At 70.5% G+C, this 18,874-nt stretch carries 8 protein-coding genes and 1 tRNA gene; 6 read left to right on the forward strand and 3 right to left on the reverse strand.

Annotated elements, in window-relative coordinates; translation table 11 throughout:
* Nucleotides 1-120 precede the first annotated feature (120 nt).
* Nucleotides 121-936: an alpha/beta fold hydrolase gene (locus VMT65_RS28280; protein ID WP_326311532.1), complete on the forward strand. Its 816-nt coding sequence runs from the start codon at nt 121-123 to the stop codon at nt 934-936.
* Here VMT65_RS28280 and VMT65_RS28285 read toward each other — a convergent pair.
* The gene (locus tag VMT65_RS28285; protein WP_326311533.1) at nt 905-1,744 is read right to left on the reverse strand and encodes an MmyB family transcriptional regulator; all 840 of its coding nucleotides are present in this window, start codon (nt 1,742-1,744) and stop codon (nt 905-907) included. The genes VMT65_RS28280 and VMT65_RS28285 overlap by 32 nt on opposite strands.
* A 280-nt stretch (nt 1,745-2,024) precedes the next feature.
* The gene (locus tag VMT65_RS28290; RefSeq protein ID WP_326311534.1) at nt 2,025-3,614 is read right to left on the reverse strand and encodes an FAD-dependent monooxygenase; all 1,590 of its coding nucleotides are present in this window, start codon (nt 3,612-3,614) and stop codon (nt 2,025-2,027) included.
* An 87-nt stretch (nt 3,615-3,701) separates the two neighbouring features.
* Between VMT65_RS28290 and VMT65_RS28295 the strand changes: the two genes are divergently transcribed.
* The 4 genes from VMT65_RS28295 to VMT65_RS28310 all read left to right on the forward strand — a co-directional run bounded on the left by VMT65_RS28295 (nt 3,702) and on the right by VMT65_RS28310 (nt 8,957).
* Nucleotides 3,702-6,554 carry an ATP-binding protein gene (locus VMT65_RS28295; RefSeq protein WP_326311535.1) on the forward strand — a complete coding sequence of 951 codons (2,853 nt, stop codon included), beginning with the start codon at nt 3,702-3,704 and terminating at the stop codon, nt 6,552-6,554.
* Nucleotides 6,555-6,614: 60 nt separating this feature from the next.
* Entirely contained in the window at nt 6,615-7,421 is an 807-nt protein-coding gene (locus tag VMT65_RS28300) for an AfsR/SARP family transcriptional regulator (RefSeq protein ID WP_326311536.1), read from the forward strand.
* Between the two features lie 151 nt (nt 7,422-7,572).
* Nucleotides 7,573-8,103, forward strand: a complete 531-nt coding sequence (locus VMT65_RS28305) for a DUF3558 family protein (RefSeq protein WP_326311537.1) — start codon at nt 7,573-7,575, stop codon at nt 8,101-8,103.
* 8 nt (nt 8,104-8,111) lie between these two features.
* Nucleotides 8,112-8,957 carry an AfsR/SARP family transcriptional regulator gene (locus VMT65_RS28310; RefSeq protein WP_326311538.1) on the forward strand — a complete coding sequence of 282 codons (846 nt, stop codon included), beginning with the start codon at nt 8,112-8,114 and terminating at the stop codon, nt 8,955-8,957.
* Nucleotides 8,958-9,022: 65 nt separating this feature from the next.
* Here VMT65_RS28310 and VMT65_RS28315 read toward each other — a convergent pair.
* A tRNA-Leu gene (locus VMT65_RS28315) sits at nt 9,023-9,104 on the reverse strand.
* 389 nt (nt 9,105-9,493) lie between these two features.
* On the opposite strand from VMT65_RS28315, the gene VMT65_RS28320 reads away from it, so the two are divergent.
* On the forward strand, nt 9,494-18,841 hold the full coding sequence (locus tag VMT65_RS28320) for a polyketide synthase (protein ID WP_326311539.1): 9,348 nt from the start codon (nt 9,494-9,496) through the stop codon (nt 18,839-18,841).
* The last annotated feature ends 33 nt before the right edge of the window (nt 18,842-18,874 follow it).

Below are 18,874 nucleotides of genomic sequence, written 5' to 3' on the forward strand. Positions count from 1 at the left end.
CGTATTTCCGAGCTGACCTGCGCTGTCGCGGATTTCGCCAGGCTGTCGGAGGGAACCCACCTCTGCACAGAGTGTGCCCGGGCCGCGACAGCGGGCCGAGGGCGCGGTTAGGCTACGGCAATGCCGTACGTCAGTACCGATGGGGCTCGCGTCTTCTACACCGACTCCGGCGGCCACAGCAGCTCGGTCGTCGTGTTGAGTCATGGATTCTTCATGGACCTGTCGATGTTCGCGCCGCAGGTGGAATATCTGGAAGCCGCGGGGTTCCGGGTGCTGTGCTGGGACGCCCGCGGGCACGGCGGCACCGTCGCCGAGCCGGATCGGCCCTTCACCTACTGGGATTCGGCGCGCGACCTGTTGGCCGTCATGGACGCGGCGGGCGTGGATCGCGCCATCCTGGGCGGAATGTCGCAGGGCGGCTACACGATTCTGCGCACCGCCCTGCTCGCGCCCGAGCGCGTGCAGGGACTGATCCTGCTCGACACCGAGGCCGGTGACTCGCCCGAGGAGCAGCGGGCCGAGTACCGCCAACTGTTCGACGCGTGGACCAATCCCGAAGTGCCCCTGGCGAATCTGGCCGACGGCCTGGCCCCGAACCTGATCGGCGGCACCGCGGCCGACCAGGCGCCGTGGCGCGCCAAATGGGCGGCCAGCGACCGCTCGGCCATCACCCAGGCCGCCAACTGCCTGATCGAACGAGAGTCGCTGCTCGACCGATTGGACGAGATCACCTGTCCCGCCCTCGTGCTGCGCGGTGAATTCGACGGCTCCAGCACCGCCGAAAAGTCCGCCGCCCTGGCCGCCGGACTGCCCGGGTCCGGTCCGGTGACCACGATCACCGGCAGCGGCCACGCCGCCAACTGGACCGACCCCGAGCCGGTCAACGACGCGATCGGCGGATTCCTCAGTCGGCTGGTGAACTCGCCGGCCCGCTGAAGGATTCGCGCATGCCGATGAACCACTGAAACGGCGCGTCCACACTCGGCACATCGGTGATCCGGACCCGTACGCTGTAGGGCTCGCGGGTCACCGGCTCCCGCAGGTGCATCAGGGGTTGATGGCGTTCGAAGTCGACGCGCTCGGCCAGATACATCGTCCGGAAGGTCTCACACGAGCTGAGCCGATCGAGCAGGTCCAGGGCCCACTGCGGGTTCTGGTACCTGCCCATGTGCCACCGGAACCAGTTCACGGTGAGCCTGGCCTCGTCCTCCCATTCGATCATCACCTGCCGCGACTCCGGGACCAGGAAGAACCAGACGAGAATGTTCTCCACGTCCGACAGCCGGGGAAACGCGCGATCGTAGGCCTCATTGGCCCACAACACATTCCAGCGCTCGTCGACATATCCCGACAGGTGCGGGATCAACCCGTCGCCCGCCGCGCGCAGATCGTCGGAGATCAGTTCACGCATCCGGGCGACCGACATCGGGGTGTGCGTGCGCGGTCCCGGAGTCTTGGGCGCCGCGAGATTGTGCATGTGCTGCCGCTCGGCGGGCGTCAGCCGCAGCGCGCGGGCGATCGCGTCCACCACCTCGGGACTCGGCGCGGTCTTCTCGCGCTGCTCGATCTGCGCGATATAGCTCGCGCTGACATCACACAGACCGGCCAACGCCGGACGGCTCAACCCGCGGGGATGATCCGGGTATCGCGGAGCCGTGCGATGGGTTCGAACGAAGTCGGCGAGGTTCGGAGCCAATAACCGCTCGACCTCGACTTCCCCCACTGTGGTGTAGCCAGCTTTCACGGCTGCAGAATACTCTCCGGCGAGCGCGACGACCCGAATCAGAGTGTGCCCCGGCCACCGGAACCCCATGTCGGAGTGGGTATCCCGCCGCATTTCCAATGAACCACCGGCCAGAGGTACCTCTGACCAGCGTGCCCTCGCCGTCTTTACCGCCGTGATCTCCGCGTGATCTGATTTTCCAGCCCCCGCCTCGCACGAGGGGGCGGGGATCCCGCCGCGAGGGCTGCGCGAAGGGGGCGCAGCCCTCGTAGAAGGCCTTCGCCGCGCTGGACGTCGTCGACTACCGTGACCCGCTCCGACGGGACGGCTCGGCCTCCGCGGTGCCGGCGATGGCCGCGAGCGCGTCGCCGAGGGCGTCGGGACGGGATGGACGTTCGGTCCAGACCGCGGCGATATGATCGTCGGGGCGGACCAGCAGCGCACCCTCGCGATCGAGGCGGAACAGCTCGGCCTGCTCACCGGTGAGGGCTTCGACGCGCAGCGGGCAGAAGCCGACGCGCTGTCGTCGCCACAGCGCCGGATCGGCGGTGAAGACGGTGAAGTGCTCACCGACCGCGTCGAGGGTGGAGCGATTCGCGCTCAGCCACAGGTGCGGCATGCGATGCCCCGGCTCGGGCGTGGGCCGGTAGTCGGTACCGGGCTCCGGCGGGTCGGACTCGCCGTGGGCCAGCACCGCCGCCGAGCGGTAGACAACACCGAGCACCAGGCCGAGCTGCGCGAAATACTGCTCCGACCAAGGCAATTCCATCTCCGGCGAGGTGGTCGCGGCAGGCGGCGACACCTCCTGGCGCAGTTGTTGGGTCCGCCGCATCAGCCGGGAGTTCGCCACCGCCTGGTCGAGTGTGCGATGCGCCACCGGAAGCCGTTCCACCGCATAGGTTTCCAACAGACTCGCATCCGCCCACCCCGACAGCACGCCCGCCAGCTTCCAGCACAGGTTGTGCACATCGCCGATACCCGCGTTCATCCCGAGCCCGCCGGCGGGCGGTACCGCGTGCGCGGCATCGCCGGCCAGCAGCACGCGGCCGTCGTGAAAGCGCTCGGCGACAAAGGCGTTGACCGTCCAGTGCTGCACCCGCAGCACATCGACCTCGACGGGGCGACCGGGCCCGATGGCCGCGGCGACGATCGCGTGCCAGTCGGCCGGGGCGTGTTCCTCGGCGACGGTCCCGATCCAGGCCCAGCCGCCCTCCGGATACAGCGGGGTGAAACTGCCGCGCGTGGTCATGTAGACCCCCGCGGGCTGCTCGGCCCGCCACTCGTTCAGGTCGGCGTCGAACACCACCGTCGTGCTGTCTCCGATCGCGCCGGGACCGGCGGCGGGGATGCCCAGCCGTTGTCGGACAGTGGAATTCGCGCCGTCGGCGGCGAGCACGTAGTGGGCGCGCACCCGAGACCGGGTGCCCCGGCGATGGTCGACCAGCTCCGTCCACACCCCCGCGGGTTCCGCGGCCAGATCGATCAGCTCGACGCCGAAGGCCACCGGCGCGTCGGCCGCGCCGAGCAGCACCGGCTCGAGTCGATCCTGTGAGCTGACCACGCCCAGCACCGGGCTGTCCGGGATCGGGGCATTCAGCCCGATCATCGCCGCGCTCGCGAAATCACCGCTGCGCAACGTATCTCGAAATCGCACCCGCCCGAATTCGGGCGCGAACGCGGCCGCCGTCACCGCCTCGGCCAGCCCGAGCTGGCGGAAAATCTCCATGGTGCGCACGTTCACCAGCCGCGAGCGCGGAAACGGCGACAGCGCGCGGTGCTTCTCGACCAGCAGCGTCCGCACCCCCCAGCGCTCCAGCAGGGCACGGGCCGTCAGCCCGACCGGGCCGCCGCCGACGATCAGGACATCCACTTCCGACTCCGCAACGGACATGACCCACTCTTCCTCTCCGCCGGGGCGCGCCCGCCCGGATTCTCGGAGCCGACGCGTTTCCGGTCAGTTTGCGAGAATGGCCTTGCAGTGACGTTTCAATGTCCCCGGCCGCCGACCACACGTCCCCGGCCGCGGGGACTCCGGCGAGGGAGGGCGACCATCACGCGGCAGAGCGCGTCGGCCTTCGGGCACAGCACCACACCCTTCGTCGGGCGGATTCGGGAGCTGGCCATCCTGGTCGAAGCCCTGGACAGCGTCGTCGCGGGCGCGGGCCGCATGGTGCTGATCGCGGGCGAACCCGGTGTGGGCAAGACCCGGCTCGCGGACCTGCTCGCCGAGCGGGCGCGGCGCCGGGGCCTACGTGCGGTCCGCGGACGCGGGCTCGACGACGAGGGCAGCCCGCCCTACTGGCCACTGCGCGAGATCCTGAAATCCTGGCACGACGGCGCCGAACAGCTGCTCGTCGCGCCGAGTTCCTCTTCGGCGGAGCGATACGCGCTGTTCGAGTCGGTCACCGACTATCTGAGCCGGGCCGCGACGCCCACCGGGCTGGTGATCGTGCTCGACGATGTGCAGTGGCTCGACCCGGGCTCGCAGGCGTACCTCACGTATCTGGCGCGCGACATCGCCCGGATGCCGATCCTGGTCGTCGCCACCTACCGCGACACCGAGGTCGTCGGCAACGAACCGCTGCGCAGAACGCTGTCGACGCTCGCCGACGAGCCGGGTGTGACCGGTCTGCGCCTCGGCGGACTCACCGAGTCCGAGGTCGACACCCTGCTGACCGAGTTGCTCGGCGCCGGCGGTGCCGCCGCGGACGTGTGCCGCCGGACCCGCGGCAACCCGTTCTTCGTCACCGAGCTGGCCCGGGTGCTCTCCGACGACGTGAATGCCGCACTGCCGGAACGGATTCGCGACGCGGTGCGCAGCAGACTCGATCGCCTCACCCCGCCCTGCCGCGATATCGTCACCGCCGCGGCCACGGTCGGCTCGGGTGCGGGCACCGGTGCACTGGCCGCGCTCAGCGGCCATCCCATGCCGACCGTGCTGGCCGCGCTCGACGAGGCCGCCGCCGCCGCGATCCTGTCCAGCACAGGCGAATTCGAACACGACCTGGTGCGCGAGACCGCGCGGGTGGAGACGCCCACCGCGCGGCGGCTCGAATTGCACAGGCGCATGGCCGAATACCTCGCCCACCGCGTCGACGCGGCCGACCGGGTCGCGGAGATCGCCTTCCACCTGCTCGCCGCCCTGCCCGTGGGCGACCCGGCCGCCGCCGCGACCTGGGCCGAGCGGGCGGCCGAGCGCGCACTGACCCAGCTTGCCTGGGAGGAGGCGGCTCGACTGTACGGGCGCGCGGCCGAGGTCTCCGCCGACGCCGGGTTCGGCGAACTCGACCGGTCCCGCATGCTGATCGGCAAGGCGAAGGCCCAGGCGCGCGGCAACGATATCGACGGCGCGCGCGAATCGGTGCTGGCCGCAGCGGAACTCGCGCGCGCCGTCCACGACGGGGCCGGGATCGCCGAGGCGGCGCTGGCCCTCGAAGGCATCACCGACAACTGGATCCAGCCGCGAAAACCCCTGTACGAGGAGGCCTTCGAACTCCTCCCGGACGGTGACAGCCCGCTGCGGGCACGCCTGCTCGCGCACTGGGCGATCCAGCTCGCCTACCGTGCCCCCGAGGAGGCGGAGGCACGGTCGGCGCTGGCACTGGCCATGGCCGAGCGAACCGGCGATCGCACCGCCCTGCGAGAGGCGTTGCGGGCCAGGCAGATCACCCGCGGCGGACCCGACGGCGTGACCGAGCGCCTGACCCTCGGCGACCGCATGATCGCCCTCGGACGCGAGGACGATGACGACTACGTCGTCTTCTGGGGGCACCTCTGGCGCTTCGACGCACTGGTCCAGTCGGGCCGCATCGATCACGCGGACGCCGAATTGATCGCCGTCGGCCGCTGCGCCGAGCGGCTGCGCTCACCGTTGGCGCGTTGGCACCTGACCCGCAGCAGCGCCGCCCTGGCGCTGGGGCGGGGACGGTTCGAGCAGGCGCGCGAGCTGGGGGAGCGGGCGCTGGCGCTGGCTCGCTCGGCGTCGCACATCGGCGCGGTCAGCCCCTCGTTGGGCTTCGTCTCCCTCGCCGATGTCCCGACCGGGCGCGGCCGCGATCGCGCGGACGAGTACTGCGCGGGCGCGGCCGCGGCGTTCCCGCCGCTGCGCGCGTTCGGCGCGGCCATGGTGCTGGGCATCGGCCGCCGCGCCGAGGCCGAGCGGCTCTACCGGACCCTGCTGCCCTTCGACTCGCTGCCGGTCTTCGTCCGGCTGGCGGTGCTCGCCGATACCGCCGAGCTGGCAAGGGAATTCGACGACCGCGAGATGGCGGCGGAGATCTATCGCAGGCTCGAGCCGCACGCCGAACTGTTCGCCTGCAATGGCGCGGGCATCACCGCCGTGCGCGGCAGTGTGCACCTACCCCTGGGGCGCGCCGCGGCGACCCAGGGCCGATTCGACACCGCGATCCGGCATCTGCGCGCGGCGATCGAGGTGAATCGGTCGGCCGGATTGCCGCCCGCCGCGCTCGAGGCCGAATTCGAACTCGCCCGCGTCCTGGCCCGGCGCGGGCGCGCGGGCGATCGGGAGCAGGCGCAGGCGCTGGCGGCCGCGACCGCCGCTGCCGCGGCCGCGCTCGGCATGGTGCCGCTGCACGAGCGGTGCCAGGAGCTGGCCGAGTCGCTGGCCGACCACGCACCGGGACCATTGACCCCACGCGAACGCGAGATCGCCGAACTGGTTTCGCGGGGGCTGACCAATCGCCAGATCGCCGCGGCCCTGCACATCGCCGAGCGCACCGCCGAAAATCACGTCCAGCACATTCTGGTCAAGCTGGGATTCACGGGCAGAGCACAGATCGCGGCGTGGTTCGTCGTCGATCGCCGCGAATGAGTACCGAGACTGAGTAGTCGCGCCGACGCGAATCCGGGCGCGGATCCCGACCATCGAACCATGACAATGGAGGGCTCAACCACACTGTTCTTCCGCGCATTGGGACCGACCCGGGTCGAACTCGGCGACACCGCGGTGCATATCGGCGGACCGGTGCCGCGCCGCATGCTCACCGCCCTGCTCGCCGCCGACGGACACCAGGTCTCCGATGGCGCACTGGTGCAACAGATCTGGGACGCGCCGCCGGGGCGCGTGATCGAGACGCTGCGTGTGGTCGCCTGCCGGCTGCGCACCGCGCTCGGCCGTGACGCCCGGAATCCACTGCGGCGCAGCGAATTCGGCTACACCCTGGTGCTCGAGGCGGGCGCGACCGATATCGAACTCTTCCGCGATCGCGTCGCTCGGGGACTCGCGCTGTCGCGTCTCGGTCGTGCGGCCGAGGCGGTCGCGACATTCGATGCGGCGCTGGACCTATGGCACGGACAGCCGTGGGCAGACCTGGGCGACTCGATCGAGATGACGGCCGCGCGACAGGGCCTGCTGGACCTGTACGACGCCGCGGTCGAGGAACGAATCGCGGCGTGCCTCGCCGACGGCGACACCATCGCGCCCCTGGCCGCGCTGCGCACCGCGCTCGCCGCCGGACCCTATCGCGAACGCCGTTGGGAACTACTGGCATTGGCGCTGTACCGCTGCGGACGACAGGTACACGCCCTGACCGAACTACGCCGAGCCCGGGAACTGTTCGTCCGCGAGATCGGCATCGAGCCCGGGCCGGCCCTCCGCGACCTGGAACACCGCATCCTCACCCATGACCCGCACCTGCTGGTCGCCGGTACCCGCGAACTCGTGGGCGGCCGGTTCTGATGCTTCCGCGCGTGGGGCTCGGCAGGGCTTCCTGGCTGGCGGGCTACCCCTGTAATGGCCTTGAAACGCCTGGCTGCAACGGTCAGCAGCGTCCTTCGGTGTAGCGCGGTTAGGAAGGGGCGAACAAATGCCGAATGTCAGGATGTCGTCGGTGTCATCGACCGTATCGATCGCGACGCTGACGTTGCTGACGCTGACCGGATGCGGCGGGGAGACTTCGTCCGCGACGCCGGGAACCTCGGTGGCCGCACAGGCCACCACCGTGGCCGCGAAGGCCACCACGGGATTCACCAAAGACCCTTGCTCACTGCTGACTTCGGCCGAGATCGCCCAGGCCCTCGGCGCCGATGCCACCGCGGCGCCGAGCACCGGCGCCGTCGGCCAGAAGAAGTGCGACTGGAATCTGCCCGGCGACACCACCGGTATCCCCGGCCTCAGCCTGTCCTACTTCAGCCCCAGCCTGGCCACCGCATTCGCGAACGCGATGCACCGGCACGAGCCGCTCGCGCAAAACGAGCGGCAGGTCGACGTGGGTGACGGCGCGATCCTCGAGACCGCCGCCTCCATCATCGATGTGCTGGTCGGCGACTCGGTCTTCCGTGTCACCGGCTACTCCCAGCACCCGATCTCCGACGACACTCTCACCTCCCTCGCCAGGGCAGCCGCTGCCCGATTGCCGTGACGCCCGGCGTGCGTCGAGGAGCGATCGGACCGCGATCGAATGCGCGGACGGCTCCGGCCGTGCTGTGCCGGGTGCTGGGGCCGATCGAAGTGGAGATCGACGGGACTGCCGCGGACTTGGGCGGGCCGCTGTCGCGGCGGGTGCTGGCGGTCCTGTCCACCGGTCTCGGCAATGCCGTCCCCGACGACGAATTGATCGAGCGGGTGTGGGGTGATGGCCGCCGCGGCAATGTCGTTCAAGCGCTACGCGTGATCATCTGGCGACTGCGGGCCGGGCTCGGCCCCGACGGCAGGAGATACCTCGAACGCAGCAGATCCGGATACGCGTTCACCCTGCCGGTCGCGATGACCGACCACGGTCTGCTGGCCGATCTGGTCGCCCGCGGTGAGCGGCACCTCGGCAACGGGGAAACCGGCAGTGCCGTAGCCGCTTTCGCGGAGGCGGTCGCCCTGTGGCGGGGGGACCCGTGGCAGGACCTCGGTGCCGCGGTGGAATTGTCCGGCACCCGTGCGCGCATGTGCGAGCTGCGCGACGTCGCGGTCGAAGAGTGGCAGGCGGCGCGACTGGCCGATGGCGACACCTCGACCGCCGTCGCGGCTCTCCACGAGGCCGTGGTGGACATGCCCTACCGCGAGCGCCGCTGGGAACTCTTGGCGCACGGCCTCTACCGATGCGGTCGACAGGCCGACGCCCTGGCCGCCCTGCGCCGAGCCCGTGCCGCGCTCGTCGCCGACATCGGCGTCGAACCCGGCCCCATACTGCGGACGCTCGAGCAACGCATCCTCGCCCACGACCCCGATCTGCTCGCCGATCCGCTGCTCGGCTCGGGTCGCCGGATGGTTGCTCTGATCTGAAACGAGTACCGACACCAGGGGATTCGAGGGTGTCGGAATCGGGTGATCGGATGCCGATCGTGTTGTGCGCGAGGCGGGACTTGAACCCGCACGTCCGAGGACACCAGAACCTAAATCTGGCGCGTATGCCAATTTCGCCACTCGCGCTGATGGTACGACCGTCCAAACTTTACCGGGTCTAACGGGGATCGCGAAGCACCGGGGAGGTGTGGCGTACTGGTCGGTAACCCTAGCTGGGATTATAACGATTTGATAAACGGCAATGTGAGGGGGCCTCATATTTCCTTCACGGGTGTAACTGACCTCACCAGCGGGTTCAAACATGAGGGAGAGTCATGTTTCGAGGCATTCTGGTACGGACGTACGGAAATACCGGCCGGTAGTGACCCTGGCGGAAACCAAACATGAGGAGATCCTCATGATTTTGTGCCATCCTCGGCGTCTACCAGGGCCTGCGGGCCGAGGGGATACCTGCGCACCGTGAGCGCGGCCCAGTCCTGTTGATGGGGGCCGCCAGGAGAAGGAAGTCGATTGTCTTGACGATCAACGAGAGCACCGGGACCGGATCGAAGGCCAGGGCGGCGGGGAAGTCACGGGAGAGTGGGGTCAGGTCGTCACTGTTGGACCGGTTGCTGGGGGGCGCGCCGTACGCTCTCGCATTCGGTGGACAGGGCGCGCAGTGGCTCAGTGAACTCGAGGAGATCGGGCGCGATTCGGCGCTCGAGCCGGAGCTCACCGCACTGGTCAACGAGGCGGCCGCCAAGCTGGAGCCGGTCGCGTCGCAGCTGCTCGTAGTCCGTCCGGTCGGTTTCGATCCGATCGCGTGGATGCTGGAAGAAGAGATCGCCGATCCGGAGCTGGGGGAGGTGTCGGGAGCGCCGTCAGCGCAGGTGTTGCGCTCCGCCGCCGTCTCGATGCCCGGTGTGTTCCTGACCCAGGTCGCCGCGCTGCGCGCGCTGCGCCTGCAGGGCCTCGACATCGTCGCGCACGCCCCCGCCGCCGTCATCGGTCACTCGCAGGGCCGCATCGCCGCCACCGCCGCCGAGGCGCACGGGCACCGCGATGCCGAACTGCTCGCGGTGGCCCAATTGATCGGTGCCGCCGCCGGACTGGTCGCCCGCCGTCGCGGTCTGCTGCCGGTGGGGGAGAAGTCCCCGATGGTCGCCGTCTCCAATGTCGATCCCGAGGCGCTGCAGGCCGTCATCGACGAGGTCATGGCCGGGGTCGCGCCCGAGAAGGCCGCCGTCCTCTCCATTCGCAACGGCCGCCGCCGCGCGGTGCTGAGCGGCCCGGTCGCCCAGCTGGACCGCGTGCGCCAGCGTGCCGCCGAGATCAATGCCGAGCAGGCCCGCGAGCGCGACGCCAAGAAGCGCGGCGGTTCCGTGTTCGCCCCGGTCTTCGAGGACATCCCGGTCGAGGTGGCCTTCCACCACCCGGCGCTCGCCGAGACCGTCGACCTGGTCGAGGGCTGGGCCCAGCAGTGCGGTCTGGACGCCGAGCTGGCCGCCGCCCTCACCCAGGAAGTCCTGGTCGATCCGATCGACTGGGTCTCCATCGTCGACGACACCGTCGCCGAAGGCGTGCAGTGGATTCTGGACCTGGGTCCCGGTGATCTGCTGTCCCGCCTCACCTCCGGCTCGCTCAAGGGCACCGGCGTCGGCGTGCTCGCCGCCTCCACCCGCCCGGGCCAGCGCAGCCTGTTCACCCCCGGCGCGGCCCCCGAGGTCGCCCCGGCCTGGAGTGAGTTCGCGCCCAAGCCGATTCGCCTGCCCAACGGCCGCATCGTGGTCGAGACGGCGTTCACCAAGCTGACCGGCCGCTCCCCGATCCTGTTGGCGGGCATGACCCCCACCACGGTCGACGCGAAAATCGTTGCGGCAGCGGCCAATGCGGGCCACTGGGCCGAGCTGGCCGGTGGCGGCCAGGTCACCGAGCAGATCTTCGCCGACCGCGTCGAGGAGCTGAAGAGCCTGCTGCAGCCCGGTCGCGCGGTGCAGTTCAACTCGCTGTTCCTGGACCCGTACCTGTGGAAGCTGCAGCTGGGCGGCAAGCGCCTCGTGCAGAAGGCCCGCACCGCGGGCGCCCCGCTGGACGGTGTCATCGTCACCGCCGGTATCCCGGAACTCGAAGAGGCCGTGGGGCTCATCGAGGAGCTGACCGAGGTCGGCATCACCCACGTGGCGTTCAAGCCCGGCACCGTCGCGCAGATCCGCGCCGTGCTGCGCATCGCCGACTCGGTCCCCGGCTACCCGGTCATCATGCACATCGAGGGCGGCAAGGCCGGTGGCCACCACTCCTGGGAGGACCTCGACGACCTGCTGCTCGAGACCTACGCCGAGCTGCGTGGGCGCGACAATGTGATCGTCTGCGTCGGCGGCGGCATCGGCACGCCCGAGCGCGCCACCGAGTACCTGACCGGCGAATGGTCGATCCAGCACGGCTATCCGGCCATGCCGCTGGACGGCGTGCTGGTCGGCACCGCCGCCATGGCGACCCTCGAGGCCACCACCGCCCCCGAGGTCAAGCAGCTGCTGGTCGACACCCCCGGCACCCCCGACTGGGTCGGCGCGGGCACCGCCTCGGGCGGAATGGCTTCCGGCCGTTCGCAATTGGGCGCGGACATCCACGAGATCGACAACGCCGCCTCCCGCACCGGCCGCCTGCTGGACGAGGTCGCCGGTGACGCCGAGGCCGTGGCAGCGCGCCGCGCGGAGATCATCGAGGCCCTCAATGTCACCGCCAAGCCCTACTTCGGTGACGTCGCCACCATGACCTACCTGGAGTGGCTGGAGCGCTACGTCGAGCTGGCCGTGGGCCTGGACCGCCGCAAGGACTTCGACTGCGGCGCCGACTTCTCCGACGCCATCGCCGACGCCACCCGCTCGGTGTGGCTGGACATCACCTGGCGCGACCGGTTCGCGGAAATGGTGCGCCGCACCGAATCCCGCCTCAACCCGGCCGACCGCGGCGAGATCGCAACGCTTTTCGCCAGCGACGACGCCTTCGAGGCTCCGGTACAGGCCATCTGCACGCTGAAGGAGCAGTACCCGGCCGCGGCCGAGACCGTGCTGCACCCCGCGGACGTCCCGTTCTTCGTGAGCCTGTGCAAGACCCCCGGCAAGCCGGTCAACTTCGTCCCGGTCGTCGACCAGGACGTGCGCCGCTGGTGGCGTTCGGATTCCCTGTGGCAGGCCCACGATCCGCGCTACAGCGCCGACCAGGTGTGCATCATCCCCGGCACCGTCGCCGTCGCGGGCATCACCCGCGTGGACGAGCCGGTCGGTGAACTGCTCGACCGCTTCGAGCAGAACACCGCCTTCGCCCTGGTGCGCGCGGGCGTCGTCCCGGCCGCCGTGGACGGCCGCCGCCGCGCCGAGGTCGCCAATGGCCTGCTCGACATCGTCTTGGCCGCACCGGATGTGCAGTGGGCCGGACGCACCACCGTCAACCCCATCCACCGCCTGGGCAACCTGGACGAGTGGGAGATGAACGGCAAGGGCGCCAAGCACCCGCGCACCGGCGCCACGCTGTCGGCCACCGAGGGACCCGAAACCGATTCCGCCTATGTGGAATTGGCGGTCCCGCTGCTGGGCAAGGATGCCGTCAAGATCCGCATCACCGTCCCGGCCTCCGTGTACAACGGTGGCGCGCCGGTCATTACGGAGGACGACGCCGAGGCCGCCATGTCGGCGCTGCTGTCGGTCGCGGCCGGGCAGTCGCTGCCCGAGGTCAAGGATGTCGACGGCGTCAAGGTCGCTCGCGTCAATGTGGCGTGGAGCCCGGACCTGATCGCCGACCACGCCGGTGTCACCGGATCCGGCCTGCCGGACACGCTGTCCACCATCGGCCGCACCGTGCCCGACGTGCTGGTCGGCGCGTGCTGGCCCGCCGTGTTCGCCGTCCTCGGCGCGACCCGCACCGCCGCCGGGCAGAGCGTCATCGAGGGCATGCTCGACCTGGTCCACCTCGATCACCAGATCGAGCTGAACGGCGAACTGCCTTCCGCCGCAAGCGTGCTCGCGGTCCGCGCCGAGTCGGTCGAGACCCTCGACACCGATCTGGGCCGGGTCGTCGAGGTGCGGGTGCGCATCTCGGGCATGCTCGACAAGCCCGAGACCGGCATGTCCATGCCGACCGTCGCCACTCTGACCGAGCGCTTCGCCATTCGCGGCCGCACCGGCTCCGCCGAACTGGCCGACCCGCCGCGCGCCGCCGGTTCGCTCTCGGCCGACGCGACCGACACCCCGCGTCGCCGCCGTCGCGACGTGGCCCTGGTCGCCCCGCGCGCCATGGGCGCGTTCGCGCAGGTCTCGGGTGACTTCAACCCGATCCACACCTCCGAGAACGCCGCCAAGCTGGCCGGTCTGGGTTCCCCGATCGTGCACGGCATGTGGCTCTCGGCCGCCGCGCAGCACGCCGTCTCGGCCATCGACTCGGGCGACAAGGTGCCGCCGCGCACCATCACCGCCTGGACCACCCGCTTCCTGGGCATGGTCCGGCTGGGTTCCGCGGTCGACGTGCGCGTGGAACGCGTTGCGGTGGACCACGGTTCGGAGATCGTCGAGGTCTCCTGCCGCATCGACGGCAACCTGGTGATGACCGCCACCGGCCGCATCGCGCCGCCGAAGACCGTCTACGCCTTCCCGGGGCAGGGCATTCAGGCCAAGGGGATGGGCCTGGAGGCACGCACTCGCTCCAAGGCCGCCAAGGAGATCTGGGACGCCGCCGACAAGCACACCCGCGAGGCGCTGGGCTTCTCCATCCTGGCCGTGGTGCGCGACAACCCGACCTACCTCAAGGCGCGCGGCGTGGAATACCGCCACCCGCAGGGCGTGCTGCACCTGACCCAGTTCACCCAGGTGGCCATGGCCACTCTCGGCGTGGCCCAGGTCGCGGAGCTGCGCGAGGCCGGTGCCTTCATCGAAGGGGCAATGCTCGCAGGGCATTCCGTCGGTGAGTACAACGCGCTGGCCGCCGCCGCGGGCGTGCTGCCGCTCAACGCGGTGCTCGAGGTCGTGTTCCAGCGCGGTTCGGCCATGCACGAGCTGGTGCCCCGGGATGCCCAGGGCCGCAGCGACTACCGCATGTGCGCCATCCGCCCCTCGCAGATCGGCATCGCCGACGACGAGGTCATCGACTGGGTCAAGGGCATCGGCGAGCAGGCCGGCGAGTTCCTCGAGGTCGTCAACCTGAACCTGCGCGGCTCGCAGTACGCCATCGCGGGCACCGTGAAGGGTTGCGAGGCACTGGAAGCCGAGATCGAGCGGCTGCGCGCCGAGACCGGCGGCAAGCGCGCGTTCGTGCTCATCCCGGGCATCGACGTGCCGTTCCACTCCACCGTGCTGCGCGCCGGTGTGCCCGAGTTCCGTGCCAAGCTGCTGGATCTGCTGCCCGAGGACCTCAAGCCCGAGCTGCTCATCGGCCGCTACATCCCGAACCTGGTGCCCAAGCCGTTCAACCTGGAGCGCGAATTCGTCCAGGAGATCGCGGATCTGGTGCCGTCCGAGCCCCTGGCGGAGGTGCTGGCCAACTGGGACGACTGGGCCGCCAAGGAAGTCGAGCTGTGCCGCGTGGTGCTGGTCGAGCTGCTGGCCTGGCAGTTCGCCAGCCCGGTGCGCTGGATCGAGACCCAGGACCTGCTGTTCACCGATGTCGAGCACGGTGGCGTGGGTGTCGAGCGGTTCGTCGAAATCGGTTTGGCCGCAACGCCGACCGTGGCGAACCTGGCCTCGAACACGCTGAAGCTGCCGCAGTTCTCCAATGCGGTCGTCGAGGTTCTCAATATCGAGCGCGAGCGCGGCATCGTCTACTCGACCGACACCGATCCGGCTCCGGTGGAGGAGGCCGAGGAGGCTCCCGCCGCCGAGACCGCCACCGCCGCACCGGCTCCGGCCGCTGCCGCCCCGGCCCCCGTGGCCGCGCCGACCGGCGGACCCACCCCGGACGACATCGCCTTCACCGCCGCCGACGCCACCCGCGTGCTCATCGCGCTGTGGACCAAGCTGCGCATGGACCAGATCGGCCCGGTGGACACCATCGAGGGCCTGTGCGACGGCGTCTCCTCGCGCCGCAACCAGCTGCTCGTCGACCTCGGCGCGGAGCTCTCGCTCGGCGCCATCGACGGTGCCGCGGACGCGGACATGGGCGCGCTGTCCAACACCGTCGACCGCCTGGCCCGCACCTACAAGCCGTTCGGCTCGGTGCTGTCCGACTCCATCGGCGATCACCTGCGCAAGGTCTTCGGCCCCTCCGGCAAGCGTCCCGCCGCCATCGGCGAGCGCGTGAAGAAGGTCTGGGGTCTGGGCGACGGCTGGGCCAGCCACGTCACCGCCGAGGTCTCCCTCGGCACCCGCGAGGGCCAGTCGGTTCGCGGTGGCGACCTGGGTGGCCTGGTGTCCGGCGGACTTTCGGACGCCGCGTCCGTGGACGCCGCCATCGACGCCGCCGTGCAGTCGGTGGCCGCGCGCCGCGGGGTCGCGGTCTCCATGCCCTCCGCCGGTGGCGGCGGCGGTGGCGCGACCGTCGACGCGGCCGCGCTCGGCGAGTTCACCGAGCAGATCACCGGACGCGACGGCGTGCTCGCCCAGGCGGCCCGGGTGATCCTGGAGTCGCTCGGCCACGTCGAGCAGGCGTCCGCGCCGGAGGCCACCACCGACACCCTGGTGGATCTCGTCTCGGCCGAATTGGGTTCGGACTGGCCGCGACTCGTCGCGCCCGCCTTCGACGCGAAGAAGGCCGTGCTCATCGACGACCGGTGGGCAAGTGCCCGTGAGGATCTCGCCCGCCTGTGGTTCGGCAACGACGGGTCCCTCCCGGCCGAGCCCGAGGTGGACGGCTACTACGGTGCCGGGGAAGCCGTTGCGGCCCAGGCCAACTGGTGGCGCAACCGGGCCATGAAGGAGGCCCGCTCGGTGCTGGCCGGTGTCTACGGCGCGATCGCCGAGGCCGCCGTGTCCACCGCGGAGGCCGGCGTCTGGTCCTCCGACATCGCCGTGATCACCGGCGCCAGCAAGGGTTCCATCGCGGCGGCGGCCACCGGCCGACTGCTCGCGGGCGGTGCCACGGTCGTGGTCACCACCTCCAAGCTGGACGACGAGCGCCTGGGCTTCTACAAGCAGCTCTACCGCGACAACGCCCGCCACGGCGCCGCCCTGTGGGTGGTCCCGGCGAACATGGCCTCCTACACCGATATCGACGCGCTCATCGAGTGGGTCGGCAACGAGCAGGTCGACAATGCCGGTGGCGCGAAGGTTCTCGTCAAGGACGCGATGACCCCGACGCTGCTGCTGCCCTTCGCCGCGCCCCGCGTGGCCGGTGACCTGGCCGACGCCGGAGCCCGCGCCGAAATGGAGATGCGCGTGCTGCTGTGGTCGGTCGAGCGCCTCATCGGCGGGCTGTCCAAGCTGGGCGCCGACCACGATGTGGACGCGAAACTGCATGTGGTGCTGCCGGGTTCGCCCAACCGCGGCATGTTCGGCGGGGACGGCGCCTACGGCGAGTCCAAGGCCGCCCTGGACGCCATCGTCGCCAAGTGGCGCGCGGAGAAGTCCTGGGCCGAGCGGGTCACCCTGGTGCACGCGCTCATCGGCTGGGTGCGCGGCACCGGCCTCATGGGCGGCAACGACCCGCTGGTCGAGGCCGTCGAGAAGGCGGGCGTGCACACCTGGTCCACGCTGCAGATGGCCGACGAACTGCTCAAGTGGTGCAGCTCGCGGGCCCGCGTGGTGACCGCGGCCGGACCGCAGCAGATCGACCTCACCGGCGGTCTCGCCGGAGCCAAGCTGGACCTGCCCGAACTCGCCCGCGAGGCGCGCGAGCAGGCCGAGGCCAAGGCGGCCGAGGAGTCGGAAGGCGCCGACGCGGCCAACACCATTGCGGCGCTGCCCGCCCCGCCGACCCTGAGCTCCAAGCTGCCGACCCCCGAATGGGGTTCGGTCACCGCCGATCTCGACGACATGGTCGTCATCGTCGGCGCGGGCGAGCTCGGACCCTACGGCTCGGCGCGCACCCGCTTCGAGATGGAGGTCTCCGATCAGCTCTCCGCCGCGGGCGTGCTGGAGCTGGCCTGGACCACCGGCCTGGTCACCTGGGAGAACGATCCCAAGCCGGGCTGGTACGACACCGAATCCGGTGAGTACGTCGACGAATCCGAGATCGCCGAGCGCTACCACGACACCGTGGTCCAGCGGTGCGGCGTGCGCCGCTACGGCGACGACGGGGCCATGATCGACAATGCCGCACCGCTTTTGACCTCGGTGTTCCTGGACAAGGACCTGAGCTTCGTGGTCAACAGCGAGGCCGAGGCGCGCGCCTTCTACGCCGCCAACCCGGAGCAGACGGTCGTCACCCCGGTCGAGGGCACCGGCGACTGGCAGGTGACGCGCAAGGCGGGCACCGAGATTCGCGTGCCGCGCAAGGCCAAGCTCTCACGCACCGTCGGCGGTCAGATCCCCACCGGCTGGGATCCCACCAAGTGGGGCATCTCCGCCGATATGGCGAGCTCCATCGACCGGGTGGCGCTGTGGAACATCGTCTGCACCGTGGACGCGTTCCTGAGCTCCGGCTTCAGCCCCGCCGAACTCATGAGCTGGGTGCACCCGGCCATGGTCGCCAACACCCAGGGCACCGGTATGGGCGGCATGTCGTCGATGCGCTCGCTCTACATCGACAACCTGCTCGGTGAGCCGCACGCCAACGACATCCTGCAGGAGGCGCTGCCCAACGTCGCTCTCGCCCATGTGGTTCAGAGCTACGTCGGCTCCTACGGCGGCATGATCCACCCGGTCGCGGCCTGCGCGACCGCGGCGGTCTCCGTCGAGGAGGGCGTGGACAAGATCAAGCTGGGCAAGGCCGACCTGGTGGTCGCCGGCGGCTACGACGATCTCGGCATCGAGGGCATCGTGGGCTTCGGCGACATGTCCGCCACCGCCGACTCGGCGGCCATGTCCGCCAAGGGCATCAGCGACCGCTACTTCTCCCGCGCCAACGACCGTCGCCGCGGCGGCTTCGTCGAATCGATGGGTGGCGGCACGGTGCTGCTGGCCCGCGGCTCGGTCGCCCTGGAGATGGGTCTGCCGGTGCTGGGTGTCGTCGCTTTCGCGCAGTCCTTCGCCGACGGGGTGCACACCTCCATCCCGGCCCCCGGCCTGGGTGCGCTGGGCGCGGGTCGCGGCGGCCCGGAGTCCAAGCTGGCCAAGGAACTCGGCAAGCTGGGCGTGAGCGCGGACGAGATCGCGATCGTGTCCAAGCACGACACCTCCACGGCCGCCAACGATCCCAACGAGTCCGAGCTGCACGAGCGGCTGGCCACCTCGCTGGGTCGCTCGGAAGGCGCTCCGCTGTTCGTGATTTCGCAGAAGACCCTCACCGGTCACGCGAAGGGCGGCGCGGCGGCGTTCCAGATGATCGGCCTGTGCCAGGTGCTCGAGCAGGGCGTCATCCCGCCCAACCGCAGCCTCGACTGCGTGGACGAGAAGATGGCCCAGTACCCGCACCTGGTGTGGCTGCGCGAGGCCTTGCAGGTGGGAGATCGCTTCCCGCTCAAGGCCGGTCTGGTCACCTCGCTCGGCTTCGGGCACGTGTCCGGCCTGGTCGCCATCGTGCACCCGCAGGCGTTCATCGAGGCCATCGCCGACGCCGAGCAGCGCGAGGCCTACCGGCGCAAGGCGCAAGAGCGTCAGCTCGCGGGCCGTCAGCGCTTCGTCGAGGCCATGTGCGGCGGGGCCCCGCTGTACGAGCGGCCCGCCGACCGCCGCCTCGGCGGCGACGGGACCCCGGCCAAGAAGTCGCGGCAGCTGGAAGCCGATGTGCTGCTGTCGCCTTCGGCTCGCCTGAGCTCCGACGCGGTGTACGTGGCGGTGCCGAAGGGACCGGCCTGCCAGTGAGAGACGGGCCTGCTGGTAATTAGCCCCCGGCAG

Source organism: Nocardia sp. CDC153 (assembly GCF_035818515.1).
Lineage (GTDB): Bacteria > Actinomycetota > Actinomycetes > Mycobacteriales > Mycobacteriaceae > Nocardia.